A 22,506-nucleotide genomic window follows, 5' to 3' on the forward strand; every position below is an offset into this window, starting at 1 on the left:
AGTAAAGCAATCAATCTGTACAACATAATAATTAGTTCTCACTAAGCACTGGCTTCAATTTCAATTGATAAATTAACGTCATCACCAATTCCAGGTAACATGGTGGTGATTCCAAAATCTGAACGCTTTAATTGGGTAGTTGCACTAAAGCCAATCGATGGTTTATCAGAGATGGGATTATTACCTATTTTATTGAGCTTAACCAAGAGTGTGATAGGTTTGGTGACACCATGAAGTGTTAATTGTCCGTGCACTTTCTTGATTTGTTTGTCGGCGATCTCAATTTTATCACTCACAAAAGTAGCATTAGGAAACTGTTCAACATTAAAGAACAATTTGCCTTTTAAATGTTTATCTAGATCAGGGATCCCTGTTACCCCATCGGCTAATTTGAGGGTAGCATTGACTTTGCTGGCAGCAAGATTGTTAGGATCATAATTGAGCGTACCGGTTGCAAACCATTTACCGCTGGGGTTCGAAAAATCAAAATGACTGATTTGCCAAGCAACATAACTGTGTAAAGGATCTAAAGTATAAGATTGAGCATGGAGTGTCGTATTGAACCCTGCGCACAAAAGAATCGTATTGATTAAAAGTTTTGCTTTCATTTTTTGCCCTCTGACCCTTTTTGAGATGAGGTGATGGGTTTCAGACTAGCACCAACAATTTTTTCACAAGCCCCTTTGGGTAGCAGCAAAAAAGCATCGCTCTGGTTGTCCGCCGTAGAAGAACCGGCGCAAGCGGCTTGTGCTGTTTGGCAGTCATTGAGACCTGCTTTCACAATCCCATAGCATTTTTCAGTTTCTTGAGTTGAGGTAGCAGAATAGGCCGAAGAAGAGAGAGTGCAGACTAAAGCTAAAGCAGAACTGATTGATGTTTTCATCCATGCATCTTTGTTTTTCATCTTGCTTACCATTCCATAGAATATTCAAATTGTAAGTGTACTATCGAATGGTGAGTGGCGCAAAAGGCTTTTTAAAACAAGCGCCTTTTTTTGGTAGGGCGGGGATCGGGGTCATGACTTTCTTCAGGCGTTCTTTTGCGAGCATGACGTTGATCATAGGTACTATGACCGATTTCTAGTACATTACGAGAAAGAGAAAAAACATCCTTTCGTTTGATTTCTTTTATAGCGGATTCAACACGGCGTTGATTGAGTGATTTTGTTGCTCCTTTCTTAAACTCATCTTCCAATAGATTGTAATAAAATTCAAAGATAACTTGTTTTTCAGTATCATTGATAGTTCCTTTATGAATCGCATTTTGTAATTTATGAAGGAGTTGTTCCATCCCCAGATTAGCTTGATGTTGGAGTTGTTGATAACGACGCTCAAAACGAGCAGAACGAGTATGGTTAATAAACCGTCGTAGCATGGTTAGGGGCTTAAATCGACTAGATTGCGTGTTTTCTGAAGGACTTTCTGTTGCATTCAGCGTATTGAGGTTAGTACGGTGATGAAAATAATCGGCAGAAGACGTAGTGGGATGGGGTTGTGTGGGTAAAGTTAAATTGATTTGTGAAGCCATATCGGAACGTAATTGTGATGGAGTTTCTCCAGCTGATTGTATTGGAACATTCGAGGTGGATTTTAATAGTTCCCATTGACTTCGTACATAAGCAGGTACTAATTCTTCTTGGTTATCTTCTGTGCCACCATAAGTTTTAAAGATACCGAGTTCCGAATCTGAAGAAAATTCATCAGGGTAGCTTTGATTATGCTGATTTTTTTGGGTAAGAGAATGAGAGGGTTCTTCATATTCCCAATGTACACCGGCATTATAAACTTTTAGTTGCCATCTAAAATCACCTTCAGGTAAATTTTGTGCACCATGGGTGGCTGCTGCGATGTGAGGATTATTTTCAGCCGCAGAGATAGAAGAGGGGGTATAAATCTCGATACCAATATTGAGAGATTGACCTAAAAGACCAAGCTGATCAGCAGAGACCATCACGGAGTTATCCAGCGTCGCAATATAATCCGCATAACGCTGCATACCTTCATGTAGCCAATAGTCTTTTGCTTCTTCTCGTAATTGATCTTCCAAGGCATTTCGTCGTTGAAATTCTACATATTCTTGTACGCTTTCATCATTGATGGCGCGGGGTGGTTTAGCATTCGCAAGTCTAACGGCCGCAGTGGCTTTTTCTTCTTCAGTTGCGAGAGTGGTTGCTAGATTCTGTAAACGATTTTCGAAAGTTGCTTTGAGGCTATCAACAAATACTCGATTTGCTTGAATCAAGGGTGCGGCAATATCATTGACTTCACCTGTCGTAAGATATTCAGAAATAGCGCCTGCTGCATCGGTGTTCCAAACCATCTCGCTATGTTGGGGTAAAATTTTACCTAAATGCTGTCTGAGTACGGGAGAGAGAATAGCTTCGCGATCTGTTGCATTAGAATAGGTTGCCAGTATTTGATAGACTTCATTCCAGGTAGGACGTTCTGATAATTGATAATAAGATTGAAAAGTTTCTAATAAGGCAATGTATTCTGGGTTTTTGGAAAAATGCCGTTGTAATTCACCGCTGTGTAGTTTTTCGTAGAGAAAATGGGTTAAACAGTTTAAACCACAATTATTATGCCATCCCGTCGTTTTACACAGTAAATTGAGGTCAATCCCACGGTTAACATGACTAAAGAGCCCCATATTGCTGCCCCCACAGTACCCATTATCTTTTGAGAATATCATAGTCTGTCAACAGAGAAAGCGTATATGCGCTGATACTTGACACAAGGCATTGCATCACGTAAAAAAGGACCGCTCATGACGCAAAGGAGTACATAATGCGAGAGTTAACTCAATCAGAAGTTATAATCATTAGTGCAGGGATAAGCTGCATTGACAGCACGACTTTCAATACCCTACAACAGCATGCAATACGAGATGGCGTTTCATTTTCTCTCATCACAGGTGCAATTACGTTTGCCATGGCTTATGGATTGTTTGCCAATCCTTATGCTGGGGTTGGTGTATCGCTGGTGCTTGCACCCTATGCCGCAGGACTTGGATATTTTTCATCCAGTGCGTGGACGATATTCTCTTAATTTAACGCGAAAAGCAGAACTTATTGCATGATGGGGCTGTCTATAAGGGCAAACCCCCTTATAATGGGTACCAGGGTGGCAAAATGAAACCAATTCTGCCGGTAATCATCATGCTCTTCGGCACGTTTTATGCGAATACTTTGCTAGCACGAGATGTGATAGTGCCTTATCAGCCACGTTTTACAAAAGATGCAGAGCGTTGGAATGATCCAGGGCCTGCCAAAACGCCAGGTGAGTGGGTGCACCCAAGTCAACGTGATAATGATAATGATGGTATTCCTAATTATCAGGATAAAGATGATGACAACGATGGGATCCCAGATAATGTCGACAAACAACAATATCGAAAATAAACAGCGCTTTAAAGCGGCAAGCTTGCCGGAGGTTGTGCTCGCTGTGGTTAAAAATAAAGGAACAGAGTATCCTTTTACGGGTGAATATAATGATGTTGATGAAAAAGGAACCTATCTTTGCCGATTATGTGGGTTAGCACTTTTTCGTGCTGAACATAAATTTCATTCAGGATGTGGTTGGCCAAGCTTTGATAATGAACTGCCCAATGCAGTTTCACGCTTAAAAGATGCCGATGGCAAACGAACGGAAATTCTCTGTGCTCGCTGCAATGCCCATTTAGGGCATGTATTTTTAGGAGAAGGTTTGACGAAGCAAAATCTTCGTCACTGCGTTAACTCTCTCAGCTTAGATTTTGTTGCAGATGAAGTTGTGACTGATTCAGCAGAAGCGATTTTTGCTTGTGGTTGTTTTTGGGGCGTTGAATATTATTTTAAGCGCTTACCTGGCGTGTTAAAGACAGAAGTCGGTTACAGTGGCGGCCATCTCAAACAGCCGACTTACGAAGAAATTTGCCAAGGCACAACAGGGCATGTTGAAGCTATACGGGTTTTATACGATCCAAACCGACTTTCTTATCAGCAACTGTGTCAATTCTTTTTTGAAATCCATGATTTTTCGCAAAAGGATGGACAAGGTCCAGATTTAGGTGAGCAATATTTAAGTGTTGCTTTTTATTATGATGATGATCAAAAGCAGGTAGCAGAAAACGTCATCAAAGAACTACAAGCGATGGATTATTTGGTTGCGACGACATTGAAGCCTGTGAGTCCATTTTGGCCAGCAGAGCGCTATCATCAAGATTATTATCAGAAAACGGGGAAACAACCTTATTGTCATCGTTATGACCCCTTATTTTCAAAATCAGTGACAAAATAAAGTCTTTACCGGTGAGCTAAATTCTCAGAAGGTTTCAGCCGAAAGATATCCGCCCTATCTCTTCTGAGAATCATCTGTTAAAGGTTAACTATTGCAGCTTTCCTTTGATTTCTTTCGTTGCAATGGCGATTCTATCCATCACCGCGAGTAAAACACCAGAGATCACAAAAACCACATGAATAATAACCATCCATTGTACTTGGGTTGGGGAAACTTTATCGACATCCATAAATACTTTAAGTAAATGGATCCCGGATATGGCGACAATGGAGGCAATCAGTTTTAGTTTGAGGGCCGAAAAATCAACGCTTCCCTTCCATTCCGGTTGATCTTCATGATCATCGGTATCCATTTTGGAAACAAAATTCTCGTATCCAGAAAAAATAACAATCAACATTAAGTTTCCTGCCAAGGAGAGGTCAATAAGTGATAGTACACCTAAAACCACATCGGTTTGCGTTAGTGTGGGGATTGAGATGAAAAAATGAAATAATTCCTGCATGAAGCTAATGAACAGCACTACCAAAGCACCAACAAGGCCGACATACATCGGCGCCATAATCCAGCGGCTCTGGAATAAACCTTGTTCTAAGTAGTATTCAAGGTTTTTCTTTTTCATTCAATGTCACTCCTGGGTTAGTTTTATTGACCAATATTTTATGCTGTATAAGCACTAAAGTAACCATCTGTCTTCCAAAAGAGCATGATGGTCGCCAACGGCACCGACTAGGGAGTAGGATATTGAATCTTTGTTCGAACTTTGATATTTTTATTTGGTTAAATAACACCTGGGTGAGCAAGTATGCAGTTTGATAGGTTCTTTGATGCGAAGACGTCCCTCCAGCAATTGATTGCGCCGTTACAAAAAATGGCCAATCTGACTTATTTCTCTTATGGTGTTAACTATGCAGATAGTGCGTTTTCGCTCTCAACGCATCCGGAATATTTCTATAGCGCATTAGAGAAGACCTTTCCTTTAGTCGGGTGTCAACTAACAGATGGTTGGCATACTTGGGATAAAATATTATCTTCAGAACATAAACATCTTGTTCAAGAAAACGGAGCCGATCATGGTATTTTATGGATCAAACATCATCACAACAAAACCGAAGTGATTGAGTTTGCTTCGACTCCTGATAATCCGATGATATTAGATTTTTATTTAAATCATCAAAACTTATTAAAGAAATTTATCGCCTATTTCCGTCGAGAAGCGCATCATTTAATTGAAAAAGCTGATGCCAGACGATTTGCTTATACTGCAAATCAGATGCCTGTACACTCACCTCAAAGTAATCAGCAATGGCTACAAGCCATTTCCGATCCAACATTTGAAATGCTTTCTAAAAGAGAAAAGGAATGCTATACCTTGCTTATTAAGGGCTATATGCTGGCAGAAATCGGTCAAGAACTTAATTTAGCCTTGCCGACGGTTGCAAATTATATTGCGCGGATTAAACAAAAGTTAGCGTGTGATAACAAATGGGAACTCGTTACTAAAGGACAACAGGCAAAAATAGTTGAATATCATATTCCCTAATTATTTTAGCACTTGCCTTAAAAGAAAATTTTGCAGGCAAGTTCTATCCTTGATTAAAATAAATAGTATAAATATGCCCGCCATTGATCGGCTCCGCTTGGAATAGATGGCCATTATGAGAAAAAGGAAGGCTCAAATCGGTCGTAAGAGAAACGCCATTAACATCGCTTACATTATTCGCAGAAAAGGTGGCATTAATTTGTTGTCCATTTAATAACCCAGGTACTGTAAACGTTGAATCATCGGTTACCAAGATGAGTACTTTGGTTGAACTGATGCCACCAAAGCTCACCATGCCACCGCTAACACGTTCTGTTTCTTGCTGCGATAGAGTTATCATCTTTTATCTCCTAAACGAATGATAAAAGATTATACCTATCCCTAGAGCACTTCAAGATGCTGCTATGGGTATATTTGCATGCAGCATCTTGAGCAATGTTTATCGCCAAACAGAAGGGGAGCAATCGCTATGATAGCAGCCTCTATTGCATGGACCGCCTCTATCGTAATTAGGGTTATTGTAAATGCCATAATGGCAGCAGCCATAGTAATAATAACCGCCGGGATCTTTTTGTAGTCGCGGGGAAATGACTTCAGGCCGGCAACAGCCACCTAGTAATAGCAGCCCAATCAGTGTGAGGCTTTTCCTTAAACCTTTATTCATGGCAAATCCTTTATAGCGATAGTGTCCTTGATAAATCCCTCTTTGGTGTGTGTCGGTATATATTTTACAACCTTGAGCGAACCAGAGATTATTTATACAGGACCTTATCTGATAAGGTTGCTTGTTAGGGAGGGGTACGCTATTTCTTTTAAATAAGCTAATTGCACAAAGGAAAGTGGTGATGAGTTTTTTAAAAGAATTTAAAGCATTTGCTATGCGTGGCAATGTGATGGATTTGGCCGTTGCAGTTGTGATAGGTGCTGCATTTGGTAAAATTATTTCTGCTTTAGTTGATGGTATCATCATGCCATTGATTGGGTTAGTGTTGGGTGGTGTTGATGTTTCTGGTAAAACATTCACAATGGGCCACGCTGTTGTTAAATGGGGAGTTTTTTTACAGTCCATTATTGATTTTACTCTCATTGCTTTTTGTATTTTTATTGTTATTAAGCTGATTAATCGGTTACAAAAGAAAGAAGAAGTTGCAGCTCCCATACCACCTGAAATTGAGTTGCTAACAGAAATTCGCGATATCTTAAAACATGATTCACGTGTTGATTTATAAATTTTTTTGTGTGACGTTATCGTCATTGCGAGAGTGTCACGACGAAGCAATCCATAGATTGCGTTGCTACACTCGCAATGACGAAAAAAATACCAGAATGCTTATTGGTTATTTAGAACCCTTTAAAAACGCACGACTTAAATAATCTTCTTTATAATATTTTAGATATTCTTGATATGAACCATGGAAATCTTTGATGCCTTCTTCGGTTAAAGCGATAACACGAGTCGCTACTTTAGAAACAAAATGTCTATCATGGCTAACAAGTAGCAAAGTACCAGAATAATTTTGTAAGGCTTTGGAAAAGGCTTCAATACTTTCGACATCTAAATGGTTAGTGGGTTCGTCCATGATGAGGACATTGGGTTTGGTTAGCATGATATTACCAATGAGCAATCTCGCCGCCTCTCCACCACTGATACTAAGAATGTTTTTTTCAACATCATCTTTAGTGAATAGCACTTGGCCTAAGATATGACGGATTTTTGCAGGAGATTCTGTTGGTACTTCATGACTTAACCATTCAAGGATAGAAGTATCTTCTTTTAATGCTTCATGATGATCTTGCGCAAAATACGCTGTTTGAGTTTCATACCCCCATTCAACGTTACCACTATCAGGTGCCAGTAAGCCTAACATAATTTTTAGCAGTGTTGATTTACCAATCCCATTATGACCGATAATCGCCACTTTTTCATGACGGTTAATTTTAATGTTAATATCATCTAAAACAGTTCGTTCACCAAATTTTTTGGAAATGCCGCTGACGCTAATCACTTGTTTGCCTGAAGGGCGCTTACATTGAAAATCAAATCCGGGACTGACCCTTGAGGATTGCTTAATATCGGGAATTTCAATCCGGTCGATCATTTTCATTCTTGAATTAGCTTGCCGTGCTTTAGAAGCTTTCGCTTTGAAACGTTCAACAAAGCGTTGCATGGTAGCAATTTTATCTTCAACATTTTTGGTTTCTTTTAGTTTTTGATCCATAATTTCTTTCTTTTTAATTAAGAAATTATCATAGCTTCCCGGATATTCGCGGATCTCGCCATAGTCGATATCCAGGATATGTGTCGAGACGCTATTAAGAAATTTAATATCGTGAGAGACAAAAACTAATAAACCTTTATATTCGTTGATTAAGTACTGCTCCAACCACAAAATGGTCATAATATCTAAGTGGTTGGTTGGTTCATCTAGCAGCAAAATATCAGGTTGTTCAAATAAAGCTTGTGCCAGTAGAACGCGGATTTTAAAGCCCCCTGAAAGTAAACTTAAGGGCTTTTCATGAAAAGAGAGAGGGATCCCCACACCTTCTAATAAAGTGTGAGCCATACTTTCAGCCATATAGCCATCATAGTGGGCAATGGTTTCTTCCAAATAAGTAAGCTTATTGGCAGCGCTATCTGTCCACTCGCCATTCAAGAGGACTTCTTTTTCTTCCATGGCTTGCCAAAGGGCTTTTTTACCTTGAATAACAACATCTAATACGCGTTGATCTTCATAGCGAAAATGATCTTGCTTCACCCAGCCAATGGTCACCCCTTTTGGCATTAAAATGTCGCCAAGGCTTGGGGTTTCTTGCCCCATGATGAGGCGTAGTAGGCTACTTTTACCCGTTCCATTGGCGCCAACAATGGCATATCGTTTACCCGAAGTCAGTAACAAATTGACGTCGTCAAATAATAATTTGTCGCCATAGTGAAGGGAGAGTTCATTTAATGAGATCATTTTCTGCTCTTTTATTTTGAAATAGAAGGCCTGAGGCTTGCGAACAGCATAATAACACAGGTTGGTGTGATGGCATTGCACACAGCCTCTAGAATGGAATGAATGCTCTTCAATATGGTTGTCTTTAGTTGAATAACTATATCAATTAAACGAGCAAATTGATGTCAGCAATCGCTCACTATTAATGTCACTTATACATTAGCTTGGTTGACAAACATATTTTTTGTATCGTTATACTTCATTTTGGTCGGCATTCTCGTATAATAGCCGGCTTAATAATTTCGTTAAGAGGCAGATAGAATGGCCAATCCCGAAACTTCACCCATGCCAAGCAAGTTAATGCAGTTTTGCAAAAAAATGGGCTTACCGTTACTCTTATTCGCCATCTTAATATTACCGCTCTTTTTAGGTAAATACGTTTCGCCCCAAGTCAAGGCCTTTTTGTATTCTCTTAGTTTATCGATGAAGGCAATATTGCTCTTTATCTTGCCCTTTATTATTTTTAGTTTTGTTTTTTCTGCGATTATGAATCTTAAATCAGGTGTTTTTAAGTTTATTTTAGCTCTGATTGCCATGATTTTTATTTCAAACTGCACAGCGATTTTTACGGGTTTTGCGGTCGGATCGATTGCTTTACCTAAACTTGCGATTCAAGCGCATGCGCCAGCAGATGCACAAGCATTATTGGCACCATTATGGACATTGCAACTTAAAAATTGGATCCCCAACCAATATGCTCTGATAGCAGGCTTTATTCTGGGTATTTTATTTTCATTTCGCAAAATTGCGATAGCAGAAAAGGTAGCAAAAAAACTGAATTTTTGGGCTAATACTTTCTTGAAAAAAGTGTTTATTCCGCTATTACCCTTATTTATCTTGGGGTTTGTTTTTAAACTAGAACATGAGGCGCTATTAGCGAAAGCCTTACGCACTTATGGCCCGGTGTTTTTCGTTGTGGTTGGCACGCAGATTTGTTATCTCTTAATTTTGTATTTCCTTGCTGCTAAATGTTCAATTAAAACTTTCATCGATTATGTTAAGAATATTTTACCTGCGACGATTACTGGATTTAGTACTTTATCCAGTGCTGCAACGATGCCGATTTTAATTCTTTGTACGGAAAAAAATCTGCCAGAACCTGCGATTGCAGAAATGGTCATTCCTGCGACAATTAATACGCATACAATCGGTAGTGCTATTGGAATTACCATCTTGTCCTTAACGACATTGTTAGCATTTGGTCATGCATTACCCACATTCTATGAATTTTTTGAATTTGGGCTTATTTATGCCTTAGCTAAATTTGCCGTTGCCGCGGTGCCTGGTGGTGCGATTATTGTAGTAGGGCCATTATTGGAAACGTATTTTCATTTTACGAGTGAAATGGTTGGGTTAATTACCGCTATTTATATGTTATTTGACCCATTTGGTACTGCAACCAATGTCACCGGAAATGGTTTCTTCCCGATTGCTTTTTCAAGATTATATGATTTTAAGTTGACGAACGCTTAATCTAAATTTATCTTAATGGACATTAGATCATGCAATGCAATGCATTGCATGATCCTCAGAATGACAAGGAAAGTATATGAAGCGCAGTTTGCTTCTCATCGTCGCATTGAGCTATTTCTTTGCTTGCAGCTGTATAGCAAAGATTAACGATCTTCGCTCACTTCCCCAACCTAAAATTGATTTGATTCATATCGAAAAACAAAAGCGTCGTATGACCTTATTTTTTGATAATAACAAATCAAAAAGTTATAGAATTGCATTAGGTTTTTCACCGCAGGGGCCCAAATTAATGGAAGGCGATGGTAAAACGCCAGAAGGGGTTTACAGCATTACCTATAAAAATCCTCAAAGTCAGTTTTATCGTTCTCTCAAATTATCTTACCCGACTCCGCAAGATTGGCAACGAGCAAAACGCCTTGGTCAAAATCCAGGAAGTAATATTATGATCCATGGCTTAGGAGAGTTTTACCGAGCGGGTAAATGGCATGTTTTGAAAGACTGGACATTGGGTTGCATCGCAGTAACCAATGAAGAAATGGATGAAATTTATCGCCTTGTGGATGTGGGGACTAAAGTAAAAATATCGCCGTGAACCACGCCGTAGCTTTTAAGCGTAGGCGGGAAAGTAAAAATATCGCCGTAGGCGGGAGGCGACCTGTCACAATAATCAGTTTGCGATAGATTATACTTTGATGACAGTATTTTATTTGAAGGTCGTCAATATGCGATATTTATGCACAGCTTTTTTGTTACTTGCGCTTCCTTTGACCTTGAAGGCACAGACAGAAGATTGTAAGTCGGTGCTCGCAAAATTTCCCAAATACCCCCCAGAATCATCGATTCTTGCTAAACAAGTGAGCGATTATGTTGATAAATGCAAAGAACGCCCAGGTGCAGAAGATCCTGATTTTCTCAAAAATTGTATTGTGGTAGGAATGCGATCGCTTGCTGTATCGGGTAATTATGTTGCCGCAGTGCATATGGCTGGCATTGAATGTGAACAAGGAAATGAAGGGGTCAGTAAAAATTGGTTAGGGCTTATTATAAATAATCAAAATGCCTCAGAAGAAGAACGGATGCTCGCCAATCAATTTGTAAATGGTGACAAACCTTTGCCAGCACCCATGCGAACCCCTGGCCTGCAACAAGGTACTATTAATAAGTATTAAGTATCCAAAAAGGGGCGTTCTATCGCATTACTTAGCATCACATATTCACTGACACTCAACGTCTCAGGGCGTCGTATGGCATCGATGCCCACTTTCTCAAATACTTCTGCAGATACACAAGTTTGCAAAGCATTCTTAAGGGTTTTACGACGGTGCTGGAAGGCAACGTTAACGATATGCGCAAAGGTTTCATAGTGATTCGCCAGAGGATGAGGGCGCTTATCACCATAAGGTTTTAAGATAATAAGGCTTGACATCACTTTGGGAGGTGGAGCAAATGCTTGTGGTGGAATATCAAACAACATCTGTGTTTGGCAAGCATATTGGATCATAATACTTAAACGACCGTAATCAGAGGTGCCGGGTTTGGCACACATCCGCACAATCACTTCTTTTTGTAGCATAAAAAGCATGTCATGAATTTTAGTAGCATATTGCAGCAAATGAAAAAGTAAGGGTGTTGAAATATTATAAGGTAAATTACCGAACACGCGTAAAGGGGCATTGGGATGAAAAAGATCACCAAAATCAAACGTCAGTGCGTCTTGATGATGAATGCTCACTTTAGAGGGCGGATACATTCCTTTTAAACGTATAACGAGATCGTTATCGATTTCGACAATATGTAAATGTTCTACTTGTTCTACAATATGGTTCGTTAATGCACCAGTGCCGGCGCCAATTTCAACAAGATTATCCATTTGTTGGGGGTGGAGTGCGTGAATGATTTTTTTAATCGCATGATTGTCGACTAAAAAATGTTGGCCAAAACGTTTGCGAGGCTGGTGAGATTCAGTCATGATTTTCCAACTTGATTAGCGGCTAATTGAATAGCGTGTAAGAGACTCTCAGGCTCGGCAAGACCTGTTCCTGCAAGAGGTAAAGCAGTGCCATGATCCACCGAGGTACGTAAAAAAGGTAAACCAAAGGTGACATTCACAATCTCACCAAAATAAAGTGCTTTTAACGGTGCAAGTCCTTGATCATGGTACATTGCTAAAATAGCATCAACATGAAGGCGATGCTTTTCAACAAAAGCGGTGTCAGCACTTAAGGGTCCTTTAACATTAAAACCTTTTTGTTGCCATCTTTTGATGAGGGGGGTAATCATTTGCACTTCTTCGGTGCCAATGGTTCCTTCTTCGCCTGCATGTGGGTTTAGTCCCAGAACATGAATGCAAGGCTGCTTTTTAGCAAAAAACTTATCTAAGCCCTCATGCAGCAAATACAAAGCACTATTGAGACGATCCTGGGTTAGCACGTTGCTGACTGTGCTAAGCGGCAAATGGGTTGTTGCCATGCCAAGGATAAAGGCAGGCGTATAAAAAGTCATTAAAACGTCTTTAACGCCCACAAGATCACGTAGATATTCCGTATGACCTGAGAATGAGAATCCGCTTTGGGAAATAATCGCCTTATGGACAGGCCCCGTTACCATGGCGTCTAATTGACCTTGTAGACACAATTCAACGGCACGGTCTAAGGTTTTTAATACATATTGGCTATTCGCTGCCTCTAATTGCCCTGCTATCGAAGATTTTATCAGCGGAACGGGGACAATCGAGAGTTTACCTTGACCATTTGCTTGTGGTGATTGGTTAGGATCAAATTCGTTTAATTCAAGCGGCAATCCTAATTGCGTTGCCCGTTGTTGTAACAATTCAGGCGAAGCAATCAGGACAACTTCTGCCGGCAGGGTCATTTGAGCCAACATTAAACAAATATCGGGCCCTATGCCTGCCGGTTCACCTGGGGTGAGTGCAAGTCTAGGAATGTACATTATCAGTCGGCATTTTCACATAAGCTTCATCGCGAAGTTGACGTACCCATTCTTGCTGTTTTTCTTCGAATTTACGTTGTTGCAACATATCACGCGCTTTTTGCCGTAAGGCCGTATCATCGCTTGCATGCGCTTGTTTTTCTTGTACTTCAATGAGGTGCCAGCCAAAAGGCGTTTTGACAGGTTCACTTAATTCATTAAGTGCTAATTTTTCCATCGCTTCTGCAAATTCTGGGACAAGGACATCTTTGGTAATCCAACCTAAATCACCACCATTAGTAGCCGATGCTAAGTCTTGCGAGTAGGCTTTGGCTAATTGGGTGAAAGTTTCGCCTTTATTGAGTTTACTACGAATCTCATTTAAACGTGCTAAAGCATCGCGATCGGATGTGACGGTATTGGTTTTGATCAAAATATGCCGTACACGGAATTTTTCGATAGTCGCAATCGCTTGTTGAGCGGTTCGTTTTTCTAACAATTTGATAATATGAATACCGCTATTGCTACGTATAGGTTCAGGTACGTCTTGCGCTTTTAAAGTTGGCACAATTTTTTCAAATAAAGTGGGTAATTCTGGCAGTCGACGCCATCCTAAATCACCACCTTGTAAAGCACCTTCACCTTGCGATTCTGCCATGGCGAGTGTTGCAAAATCTTCGCCTTGTCGTAATTTATTGACAATCAGTTGTGCTTTTTGAGCAGCTGCTTCAATTTCAACAGGTGAAGGGGATTCAGGTAAAGAAAGCAGAATATGACCCAGTCGATATTCACTTACCATGCTTCCTAAGCCATTGGGGGATTGTAAAAATTGATTAATTTCTTGTTCTGAGATCTGAATACCACTTAAAACATCACGTTGCTGTAATTGAGAAACGGTCATTTGACGACGTACATTGTCTCGATATTGGTTATAATCCATTCCCTGTGAATTGACGGCTTCACGTAATTGAGTGACCGATAAACCATTTTGTTTCGCAATCGTCGATATCGCATTATCTAAGGCATTATCATCGACTTGGAGCCCTGTCTTTTTTGCCATTTGAAGTTGGATTTCATTCACAATCAAATGCTCAAGGACTTGTTTTTCAAGAATGCTATGTTCTGGAGCTGTGTTACCAGAGTGCAGAATTTGTTGTTTCACCATCTCAAGCTCATTACGAAGCTCACTGCGAGTGATGACGGAATCATTAACGATAGCAGCAATGCCGTCGATGGGCTGTGGCTTGGCATAAACACAGGTAGAGACGACCAGGCAGCCAATTAAAGCTTTCAATATGCGCATAATAAACCTTGTTAAAATTGCATAAGCGGGCCTCAAAATGTTCTTTGAGACAGCTTATAGCTAGTTAAATTGCATTCTGAAACAAAAATCTTTTTCTAGAGCATTTTCCCTTAAAAGCTGGGGGATGTTAAGTGCTAGTACAAGGAAATATCATTCGGTGGAAAAAGTTGCTCCCTTCCAGTCTGTATCCAATTTTGACGTTCGCGCAATGGGATATAACCTGGGATTTTTTGTTTTAGTTTACCATCGGGATTATTCAAGCCAATCGCACTCAGACCTTTAAAGACAATTTGTGCAAAGATAGCGGATGCATGTGCTTGGGGATAGAAGGAGTTATTTGATTGTCGATAACTCGATCCAATTAATTGAACCGCAATACAACAACCACTGTATTCAATGCCGCCTAACACTTCAATCGTTTGATGTTTTTCCAAGTTGTACAGCCAGCGAGATAGAACCTGCCAATGAATATTTAAGGGCCAAAATATGGAAATATCTGCTTGGCGTAAACTACCCAGCGTGCCATTTGCTAAGTCAATCTGGCCAATATCGTGTCGTAACCAATAGTAATTCATGTTAATAATTTTATTATCGATGGTTTGATATTGCACCGTTAAGGCAGCCTGTTCTGTGCTGCGACTTTCTGCATCTAATTGCCAAAAGGCACCGCCTGACCAAGTATCGCTTGGATTCCATTCCGCTTGGGCAATGAGATCGGAATGTTCTGAATTGGCATGCTGATCTTCGAAGAAATGACAAATATTATCTTGTCCTAGTTCTTCACATAATGAAACACGTCTTTTTTGAAAATAAAAAATCTGCCCTATACTGCCGCGAAATAGCTCACGACCACCAGCTTGTGGTAAGAGTCTTGAAGTTAAGCTCACGCTAATTTGATTAGCATCGCTTATCCTATCATGTCCACTAAAACGGTTATCACGAAATAGTTGGCTATAGCTAAAATTGTTAATACCCGTATCAAAATTAGGATAAAAAGATTGATTGCGGTAGGGGACATACAAATAATAAAGGCGTGGTTCCAGCGTTTGTTTAAAGAGGGTTTCCTGATAAACAAAGTTACGTTCGAAAAATAATCCACTATCAACATTGTAAAGTGGGATGGTGCGACTTGGATGGTGCGGTAATCCCTTGAGATTCGCTTCGTATTCTAGATCTAGAATATATTGCAACCAGTCTAGTTGATAACGTGGGGTTATAAAGAAATAGGAACCTTCTATCGGTAAGCTCAAGCTTGGACGCAAGTGTAAGCGCTGGCCTGTAGTAACAGGGGCGCGTGTTAATAAATTAGGTTTATGGGCAAAATTGACGGTTTCACCGGCTAGGCTATAGGTTAAGTTTAACCATTGCTCAGGATAAACGGCTTGAAAAATCCATTGTGGCTGGCGTTTATAAATTTCTTCATTAATCGGTTTTGATAAGGGCTGTAATACCTGATATTCCTCAATGTTGAAAGTATGTGTCCAGTTCTCACCGTAATAAGATAAATTGGCTTGTTGAGGTAATTGGACCGTACTAGCCGTTTGAATATCATTGCCCAAATCCACAAAATAGTTATCGTCACTGACCTGATCGAAAATCATGTTAAGTTGCCAGTGATACCCAAATTGAGAAGTATGACGATAATTGACAGCATAACGACTATCACTACCATCCAAGCCAAGAATACGCGGATCGGAGTTAGGTAATCCTCCTGGAGGGCTTATCCGGTTTACTTTGCTAAAATTACTATATTTTCTATCATGAGGTAAAAAGTGCCACTGTAAAGTTCCTTCCCCAAAACCAAATAAATAGCGTAATTTGGTTTGCGCTTCCGTACCTCGCTCACTTAGCCAACGTCCTGCGAACACCGCATCGTAATTAGGCGCAATATTCCAGTAATAAGGAACAATTATTTCATTACCAGAATTACTTGTTGCGCCATAACTTGGGAATAAAAAGCCACTATGACGTTTGTTATCAATCGGATAATTAAAATACGGGAAATAAAAAATCGGAAATTCATTCAAATCAAATCGAATATGATTAACAACGGCTCGACCTGTTTTAGGAAAGAAAGTTAATTTTTTCGCACTTAATTCCCAAGTGTTTTGCGTGGGGGCGCAGGTCGTATAAGTGGCATCATAGAGATCAATTTCATCTTTTTGCACGGTAATATGTTTGGCATGCCCCCTGGCATGTCTTGCATACCAACGATAGGACGTTCCCTCTAAGGAAAAAAGTTGCTCTGCATGCAGATATTCGGCATGTTGCCCCCAAATGTTCAACCCCGGAGAGGTATAATGAATATGCCCATCGGCTATTAATTTTTCCCATTCGGCATTGGGAGAGCGCACTACAAAAATTTCATCTGCTTGTAGTAATCGTTGACCTTGTTTGAGAGTGACTTGTCCGCGTAAGGTAGAAGTCCCATCAAAATTGAATTCCGTTTCATTGGCAGAGAGTTCAACCGGTAATAACCATGAATCATCTGTTGCAACATATTGCGTCTCATAAGGCAAATAATGCCCTTTGCAGAGACTAATATTCCCCGGCGCCTCAACCCAGTCAGAGCCTTCTTCAGCAAAGGGCAGCGATGATGGTTTGGTATGACCGATAGCCACAGCAGACGAAAAAAGTATAATAACTAACCTAAATATGACTTTCAATGTAACGATTTCGGCAATTGATTGAACTGCACAGATTGTAAGCGAGGTGAGCAATCAGGTATATACCGCATGGTGATGAAGATGCGATATTTCGAAAATCTTAGCGAGTGGCATATCTTGTTTGAATGCGGCGCGCAGGCAGATAAGGTAGAGTATACTGTGAGAAAAAAAGGGGGACGATAGTGATAAAGTCAGATTTCAAGCACTGGATTGGCGAATCGCTGGGTACAACGCATTTTCAAATCACCGCACTTAAGGGCGATGCAAGTTTTCGAACTTATTATCGTATCCAAGCGGCAGATAAAACCTACATTGCTATGTTAGCGCCTCCAGAGAAAGAAAAAACGGATGAATTTGTCGCTATTGCTCGATATTGGGAATCTCAGGGATTATGCGTCCCTCAAATTCTGGCATGGCAACAGCAGGCAGGCTTTGTGCTGCTTTCTGATTTTGGTGATGTCTTACTCTTAGATACATTAAATGAACAAACGGTTGATATGAGCTATAGCCTTGCGATGCAAAGCTTATTACCGTTGCAAATGGCAAGACCAACCGATTACAGATTACCTTCTTTTGGTGCGACTCATGTTCGGCAAGAATTAAGCTTGTTTGACGAATGGTTTTTAGGAACATTACTCAACGTTGTACCGACAGAGAATGAACAACAATTACTTGAAAATACCTATCATCAACTTATTCAAGTTGTGACAGAACAACCTCAAGTCGTTATCCATCGAGATTACCATTCACGTAATATTATGGTCTTACCCAATCATCATCTTGGCATTATTGATTTTCAAGATGCGATGATTGGACCTATTACATACGATCTCGTTTCCTTATTGAAGGATTGTTATATCGCATGGCCACTTACCAGAGTGCATCATTGGGCTCACGATTTTTATAATATGCTACATAAGCAAAAGCGTATAAAAGATGTTTCTGCGGAGCAATTTATTGAATGGTTCGATTGCGTTGGGTTACAACGTCACTTGAAAGTTCTGGGTATTTTTTCTCGATTAAAATTTCGTGATAATAAAGCAAGCTATTTGCATGATATACCGCGTATTATGGATTATGTCTTAGCAATAACCGAACAGTATTCTTTTTTAACCGAATTCGATAGCTGGCTGAAACAATCAGTTTTACCCATATTAATGCCAACATTGACTAAATATACACTTTCTTCACAGAGCCAAGTGGCTTAGGAATGATTTATTGATGCGTGCGATGATTTTAGCGGCAGGGCGGGGTAATCGATTAAGACCATTAACCGATCATTGCCCCAAACCTCTGGTCTCAGTTGCGAATAAACCACTGATTGTTTACCACATTGAAAATCTTGCTTTAGCTGGATTCAAAGAAATTGTCATCAATTTATTTCATTTAGGTGAAAAAATTGAGCAGTATTTGGGCAATGGCGCTGCTTGGGGCGTAAGCATTGCTTATTCTCATGAGCCTGCCTTACTCGAAGTAGGAGGTGGCATCTGTTACGCATTAGATTTGCTAGGGTCACAACCCTTCGCTATCGTCAATGGAGATATTTGGACAGATTATCCATTCGCAAAGTTACCGCATCAGCCAAAAGGGCATGCGCATTTGGTGCTGGTCGATAATCCCCTACATCATCTAGAAGGGGATTTTGCGATTCAAGCCAATGGAGCGTTAAGTCGTGAGACTCGGGGTACTTTGACTTATTCAGGTATTGCCGTATTGCATCCTGCATTATTTGCCAACGATACCCCAGGCGATATCTTTCGATTATCGGTCGTGCTTGATCAAGCCATTTTGGCAAAGCAGCTCTATGGAGAGTATTACAACGGCAGTTGGACGGATGTTGGAACCATAGAACGCTTGCAAAGCTTAGAGAATGCTTTAGCATTGACCCCTTTTATGCAAAAAATTTCATAGTATGTTTATTTGGGGCAAAGTGATTGGTGCGAGTCTTGGTGGTCTGATGGGAGGGCCATGGGGCTGTATTATTGGCATTTTAGCAGGACATTTTTTTGATGTAGGAATGCAACGTGAGGGATTAGTCAACGGTGATGTCTCCCTTGCGAAAAAAATCTTTTTCAAAACCACATTTATGATCATGGGGTATATTGCTAAAGCCGATGGTCGTGTGAGTGAACGAGAAATTGAAATGGCTCGTAATGTCATGGCACAACTGCACTTAACACCAGAACAAAAAATGATGGCTATTGAATATTTCAACATGGGGAAAGCCAATAATTTTGATTCTGAAGCTAAAATTGATGAATTTCTGAAGCATTGTGGCCATCATCAACAACTCATGCAGCTGTTTGTTGAAATTCAATTACAAGCTGCTTTTGTCGATGGAATGGGAAATCAAGCTAAACGCGCTGTGTTAGAACGCCTGTGTGAAAAGCTTCATGTGCCACCAGTTCTATTGTCTGAAATTGAAATGCGCTTTTATGCAGAGCAACGCTTTGAGCAACAAGCACATGAACATCAACGTGAAGAACAAACTTATCGTTATCAACCACATCACAGTACGCAGAGTGAGTCCCAATTAGCTTATGAGATGTTGGGTGTGACAGCGAAGAGTACCGACCAAGAGATCAAAAAAGCCTATCGTAAGCTAATGAGTCAACATCACCCGGATAAGCTCGTTGCTAAAGGCTTACCCGAGGAGATGATTAAATTGGCAACAGAAAAAGTACAAAAAATACAAAAAGCTTATGAATATATTTGCCAACTTCGTGGCATTAAATGATCAATTAATAGTTCACTCTGACATTTCTCATACCAAAGATTTGCCGTTTGTCGCAAAGCATCGCTGATGAGATGAACTAGCATTTGATCGTCAATTTTCTTAGCAAACCATTGCTCAACACAATGCTGAAATAAGCCTCGTCCAACGACTAATCCTTGACAGATTTTTTCTTTGCCACAAATGTCAATCAAGGTAGGCAATTGTTCTAGAGAAGCGAAAGCCGCGTTGACAATAATACCTTGGCAAAAAGGAGCATTGTCTTGAATCACATTATGAATATTTTCCCAACTTCGTTGATCGCGTGGCATTGAAACTTGCCAGTAGTCAGGATATATCCCTAATTCGTAGAAACGCTGCAAAATATGCGCATGCGTTTTTGCCGTGAGTAAGCTGTTCATGGGCATGACAAGATCGATCAATAAGGCGTGTTTCGTATTCCGACAGACATGATGTAACTGTGCGAGTAAAGCTTCTTGTTGTCCGCGTAAACTATAACGATCGTCTGGATGATAAGTCACAGAAATTTTTGCAACATGATGTTCTGGCCATTGTGACAATATTCCGGTTAATTCAACATCATACGTAAATTGTAGCGGTACTTCGCCAGTTTTTTCTAGAGAGCATGCAAGCCAAGATACTTTTTCTGACCAATCTTGGCATTTGAATGCACTCTCATCCTCAAAAATAAGGCCAGCCATTGATTCATGCGAAAATCCTTGCATAATAGCTTCGCCTACAAATTGTTTAGCAAGCTGCAGCGTTTCTTCCTTAATACCATAAGGCTCTGCCATTTTTTGCCACAATTTATGATCGCCAAGACTCACAAGAAAAAGAGGTTTTTTTAGACGTTTTTGTACGGAACTGTAACATAAGTTTGCAAAAGAAGCTGATTGAATACTGTGAGCGACAACTTGATTTTGGTGATCTAAAAAGAAAGAGAGTGCCTCTAAGCTAGGAGCTTGCGTATTAAGTGCAATTAAGGTTTCGGCAGCATTTGCATGCTCACAACATTGTTCTAAGGTTTTATCATGTAGCCAAGCTGCTGCAAAACCAATGGCAGTCGCGATGATATTAACGCCTTTAAATTCAAGATTAAAACCTTGATGATTGCAAAGTGAAGGAATATAACAATGTTGACCACGTTTAATGACTGAAATGGCTTTAGTCATTTGTGCCAAGGATGAAATCGCATCATCAATATTAGCTTTATCTAATATTTGAATATAATCAGATTCTCTACCAATGATAACATCAGTCATTGCTAATAGAGGGGTAATTTCAGGTAGTTTAATATTCTTTAATGCTAATAAATCATCGAGTAGTAATATAATTTTAACTTGTTGTTCTTTAATGCGTTTGATTATATCGGGCGCCTTCGACATGAAAGTCGAATCATTTAATATTTGACTACAGATAAGTAATGAGCAGCTTTTTAATAAAAAATCTTCATTAAATTGCACACTTGATTCATTATTATATGGACTGTAATGGATGGTTTGTCCCGCACCATGATCACCATTTTGAATAGTCAGCGCTGTTAAATGATGGTGGGTTGTATTGACTTGGCTAATATCAACGGCATTATCACTGAGTGTATCAATAATAAATTGTCCCATGGCATCTCTTCCAATGGAAGAAATCAAAGCAGATTTCGCCCCTAAGCGAGAAAGTCCAACCGCGAGCATAGCGGCATCTTTGCCTAACGATTTTTCAAAAGAAAGCATATTTTTTAGAGCACTGCCTTGTTGTTGACCGCGTAATTCAACATGAGCTGGCCCTAATACAATAACATCAAAGAGTTTGTTTGATTTTTTCATAAAACTGTCCTGCGCAAAGGCAATGCCATTCACTTATTTAAGGACGAAAGCAATCAGATGACAAGGGGAATATGACTGTTGATTTTCCCTCTTTTTGCGAAAAAAGAGGGAAAAAAAGCGTGAGATTTTAAACAGTAGCCAACCATTCTTGTAAGGATTGACTTTGTTTTTGCATGTACTGTGGCTCTTTGAAAGTGAGCGTTAAGAGGTTCATGCCTTGGATACCGGAGAGAAAATAGGAAGCAAGCTGATAAGAACGCTCGCCCTGACCTAATTCATTAAATTGTGATTCTATCCATTTCAAGATATCAGACATAAGTTTGGAAGCTGCATTTGATAAGATGCCGCCTTGTTTGCCAAGTTCCTGACACAGGCTTCCAATCACGCAGCCAAAACGCGCCAATGTTTCTGATTGAGTTGCGTTATGGTCAAGTAATGCACATAGACGTTGTTTAACATCGGGAATTTGTTCCCATTGTTGAAACAATGAGCGCCATTCATTGGTGCGTTTTTGCAAAACAGCATCCATGATGGCTTCTTTTGTTTTAAAGTAGTAGTAAACGTTTCCTAGCGGAACATCTGCCAATTTAGCAATGTCTGCAAGGGTTGTGGTATGAAAGGTTTGTTCGTAAATTAGCTTATCAGCTGCTTGAATTAACCGTTCCCGTTTATCATTTCTTCTTGCTCTTGGCATGGTATTCTCCCTTTACTTCACTGTGTTCCAGCCGATATTAAATGACTTAGTTGTACGAGAAAGGCTGGAATA

The 22,506-nt window shown here is 40.0% G+C and carries 24 protein-coding genes; 11 read left to right on the top strand and 13 right to left on the bottom strand.

Annotated elements, in window-relative coordinates; translation table 11 throughout:
• Nucleotides 1-41: 41 nt before the first annotated feature.
• The 3 genes from HT99x_RS01505 to HT99x_RS01515 all read right to left on the bottom strand — a co-directional run bounded on the left by HT99x_RS01505 (nt 42) and on the right by HT99x_RS01515 (nt 2,649).
• Nucleotides 42-608, bottom strand: a complete 567-nt coding sequence (locus HT99x_RS01505) for a YceI family protein (RefSeq protein WP_075066495.1) — start codon at nt 606-608, stop codon at nt 42-44.
• Nucleotides 605-904 (bottom strand): BufA1 family periplasmic bufferin-type metallophore, encoded by a 300-nt coding sequence (locus HT99x_RS01510; protein WP_075066494.1) that lies wholly within the window; start codon nt 902-904, stop codon nt 605-607. The genes HT99x_RS01505 and HT99x_RS01510 overlap by 4 nt, the downstream gene beginning before the upstream one ends.
• A gap of 71 nt (nt 905-975) precedes the next feature.
• Complete coding sequence (locus HT99x_RS01515) at nt 976-2,649, bottom strand: hypothetical protein (protein ID WP_075066493.1); 1,674 nt, start codon at nt 2,647-2,649, stop codon at nt 976-978.
• A 137-nt stretch (nt 2,650-2,786) separates the two neighbouring features.
• Between HT99x_RS01515 and HT99x_RS01520 the strand changes: the two genes are divergently transcribed.
• The 3 genes from HT99x_RS01520 to HT99x_RS01530 all read left to right on the top strand — a co-directional run bounded on the left by HT99x_RS01520 (nt 2,787) and on the right by HT99x_RS01530 (nt 4,277).
• Nucleotides 2,787-3,047, top strand: coding sequence for a hypothetical protein (locus HT99x_RS01520; RefSeq protein ID WP_075066492.1), 261 nt, complete (start codon nt 2,787-2,789; stop codon nt 3,045-3,047).
• Between the two features lie 83 nt (nt 3,048-3,130).
• Entirely contained in the window at nt 3,131-3,400 is a 270-nt protein-coding gene (locus HT99x_RS01525) for a thrombospondin type 3 repeat-containing protein (protein WP_139016603.1), read from the top strand.
• Complete coding sequence (locus HT99x_RS01530; protein WP_075066490.1) at nt 3,372-4,277, top strand: bifunctional methionine sulfoxide reductase B/A protein; 906 nt, start codon at nt 3,372-3,374, stop codon at nt 4,275-4,277. The genes HT99x_RS01525 and HT99x_RS01530 overlap by 29 nt, the downstream gene beginning before the upstream one ends.
• A gap of 88 nt (nt 4,278-4,365) precedes the next feature.
• Here the strand turns inward: HT99x_RS01530 and HT99x_RS01535 are convergent, their stop codons facing one another.
• Nucleotides 4,366-4,896 carry a TIGR00645 family protein gene (locus HT99x_RS01535; protein WP_075066489.1) on the bottom strand — a complete coding sequence of 177 codons (531 nt, stop codon included), beginning with the start codon at nt 4,894-4,896 and terminating at the stop codon, nt 4,366-4,368.
• Between the two features lie 183 nt (nt 4,897-5,079).
• Between HT99x_RS01535 and HT99x_RS01540 the strand changes: the two genes are divergently transcribed.
• Entirely contained in the window at nt 5,080-5,817 is a 738-nt protein-coding gene (locus HT99x_RS01540; RefSeq protein WP_075066488.1) for a LuxR C-terminal-related transcriptional regulator, read from the top strand.
• A 43-nt stretch (nt 5,818-5,860) separates the two neighbouring features.
• Here the strand turns inward: HT99x_RS01540 and HT99x_RS01545 are convergent, their stop codons facing one another.
• Both HT99x_RS01545 and HT99x_RS01550 read right to left on the bottom strand, forming a co-directional pair.
• The gene (locus tag HT99x_RS01545; RefSeq protein ID WP_075066487.1) at nt 5,861-6,157 is read right to left on the bottom strand and encodes a hypothetical protein; all 297 of its coding nucleotides are present in this window, start codon (nt 6,155-6,157) and stop codon (nt 5,861-5,863) included.
• Nucleotides 6,158-6,256: 99 nt separating this feature from the next.
• Entirely contained in the window at nt 6,257-6,481 is a 225-nt protein-coding gene (locus HT99x_RS01550) for a hypothetical protein (RefSeq protein ID WP_139016602.1), read from the bottom strand.
• A 181-nt stretch (nt 6,482-6,662) separates the two neighbouring features.
• On the opposite strand from HT99x_RS01550, the gene mscL reads away from it, so the two are divergent.
• Complete coding sequence (mscL, locus tag HT99x_RS01555) at nt 6,663-7,046, top strand: large-conductance mechanosensitive channel protein MscL (RefSeq protein WP_075066485.1); 384 nt, start codon at nt 6,663-6,665, stop codon at nt 7,044-7,046.
• Nucleotides 7,047-7,154: 108 nt separating this feature from the next.
• Here the strand turns inward: mscL and HT99x_RS01560 are convergent, their stop codons facing one another.
• Entirely contained in the window at nt 7,155-8,777 is a 1,623-nt protein-coding gene (locus tag HT99x_RS01560; RefSeq protein WP_075066484.1) for an ABC-F family ATP-binding cassette domain-containing protein, read from the bottom strand.
• A gap of 300 nt (nt 8,778-9,077) precedes the next feature.
• On the opposite strand from HT99x_RS01560, the gene HT99x_RS01565 reads away from it, so the two are divergent.
• The 3 genes from HT99x_RS01565 (at nt 9,078) to HT99x_RS01575 (ending at nt 11,458) form a co-directional block, all read left to right on the top strand.
• Nucleotides 9,078-10,289, top strand: coding sequence for a cation:dicarboxylate symporter family transporter (locus tag HT99x_RS01565; RefSeq protein WP_083482891.1), 1,212 nt, complete (start codon nt 9,078-9,080; stop codon nt 10,287-10,289).
• A 76-nt stretch (nt 10,290-10,365) separates the two neighbouring features.
• Nucleotides 10,366-10,881, top strand: coding sequence for a L,D-transpeptidase family protein (locus HT99x_RS01570; RefSeq protein WP_075066483.1), 516 nt, complete (start codon nt 10,366-10,368; stop codon nt 10,879-10,881).
• Between the two features lie 130 nt (nt 10,882-11,011).
• The gene (locus tag HT99x_RS01575) at nt 11,012-11,458 is read left to right on the top strand and encodes a hypothetical protein (RefSeq protein ID WP_075066482.1); all 447 of its coding nucleotides are present in this window, start codon (nt 11,012-11,014) and stop codon (nt 11,456-11,458) included.
• On the opposite strand, the gene rsmA is transcribed toward HT99x_RS01575, so the two are convergent.
• The 4 genes from rsmA to HT99x_RS01595 form a co-directional block, all read right to left on the bottom strand.
• Nucleotides 11,455-12,258, bottom strand: a complete 804-nt coding sequence (rsmA, locus tag HT99x_RS01580; protein WP_075066481.1) for a 16S rRNA (adenine(1518)-N(6)/adenine(1519)-N(6))-dimethyltransferase RsmA — start codon at nt 12,256-12,258, stop codon at nt 11,455-11,457. The two genes, HT99x_RS01575 and rsmA, sit on opposite strands and share 4 nt — an antisense overlap.
• On the bottom strand, nt 12,255-13,238 hold the full coding sequence (pdxA, locus tag HT99x_RS01585; RefSeq protein WP_075066480.1) for a 4-hydroxythreonine-4-phosphate dehydrogenase PdxA: 984 nt from the start codon (nt 13,236-13,238) through the stop codon (nt 12,255-12,257). Before pdxA ends, rsmA begins: the two co-directional genes overlap by 4 nt.
• Nucleotides 13,225-14,520, bottom strand: a complete 1,296-nt coding sequence (locus tag HT99x_RS01590; RefSeq protein ID WP_075066479.1) for a peptidylprolyl isomerase — start codon at nt 14,518-14,520, stop codon at nt 13,225-13,227. The genes pdxA and HT99x_RS01590 overlap by 14 nt, the downstream gene beginning before the upstream one ends.
• A gap of 134 nt (nt 14,521-14,654) precedes the next feature.
• Nucleotides 14,655-17,141 carry an LPS-assembly protein LptD gene (locus HT99x_RS01595; protein ID WP_075066478.1) on the bottom strand — a complete coding sequence of 829 codons (2,487 nt, stop codon included), beginning with the start codon at nt 17,139-17,141 and terminating at the stop codon, nt 14,655-14,657.
• Nucleotides 17,142-17,368: 227 nt separating this feature from the next.
• Between HT99x_RS01595 and HT99x_RS01600 the strand changes: the two genes are divergently transcribed.
• Genes HT99x_RS01600 through djlA form a run of 3 tightly spaced genes read left to right on the top strand, consistent with a single transcriptional unit; the run spans nt 17,369 to nt 19,923 of the window.
• On the top strand, nt 17,369-18,394 hold the full coding sequence (locus HT99x_RS01600; RefSeq protein WP_158003386.1) for a phosphotransferase: 1,026 nt from the start codon (nt 17,369-17,371) through the stop codon (nt 18,392-18,394).
• 13 nt (nt 18,395-18,407) lie between these two features.
• Nucleotides 18,408-19,097: an N-acetylmuramate alpha-1-phosphate uridylyltransferase MurU gene (murU, locus tag HT99x_RS01605; protein WP_075066476.1), complete on the top strand. Its 690-nt coding sequence runs from the start codon at nt 18,408-18,410 to the stop codon at nt 19,095-19,097.
• A gap of 1 nt (nt 19,098) precedes the next feature.
• Entirely contained in the window at nt 19,099-19,923 is an 825-nt protein-coding gene (gene djlA, locus HT99x_RS01610; RefSeq protein WP_075066475.1) for a co-chaperone DjlA, read from the top strand.
• Here the strand turns inward: djlA and HT99x_RS01615 are convergent.
• Nucleotides 19,887-21,740 carry a PfkB family carbohydrate kinase gene (locus HT99x_RS01615; protein ID WP_075066474.1) on the bottom strand — a complete coding sequence of 618 codons (1,854 nt, stop codon included), beginning with the start codon at nt 21,738-21,740 and terminating at the stop codon, nt 19,887-19,889. The two genes, djlA and HT99x_RS01615, sit on opposite strands and share 37 nt — an antisense overlap.
• A gap of 127 nt (nt 21,741-21,867) precedes the next feature.
• Nucleotides 21,868-22,434 (bottom strand): TetR family transcriptional regulator, encoded by a 567-nt coding sequence (locus HT99x_RS01620; protein ID WP_075066473.1) that lies wholly within the window; start codon nt 22,432-22,434, stop codon nt 21,868-21,870.
• Between the last annotated feature and the right edge of the window lie 72 nt (nt 22,435-22,506).

The sequence above is a fragment of the Candidatus Berkiella aquae genome, assembly GCF_001431295.2.
In the GTDB taxonomy this organism is placed as follows: domain Bacteria; phylum Pseudomonadota; class Gammaproteobacteria; order Berkiellales; family Berkiellaceae; genus Berkiella; species Berkiella aquae.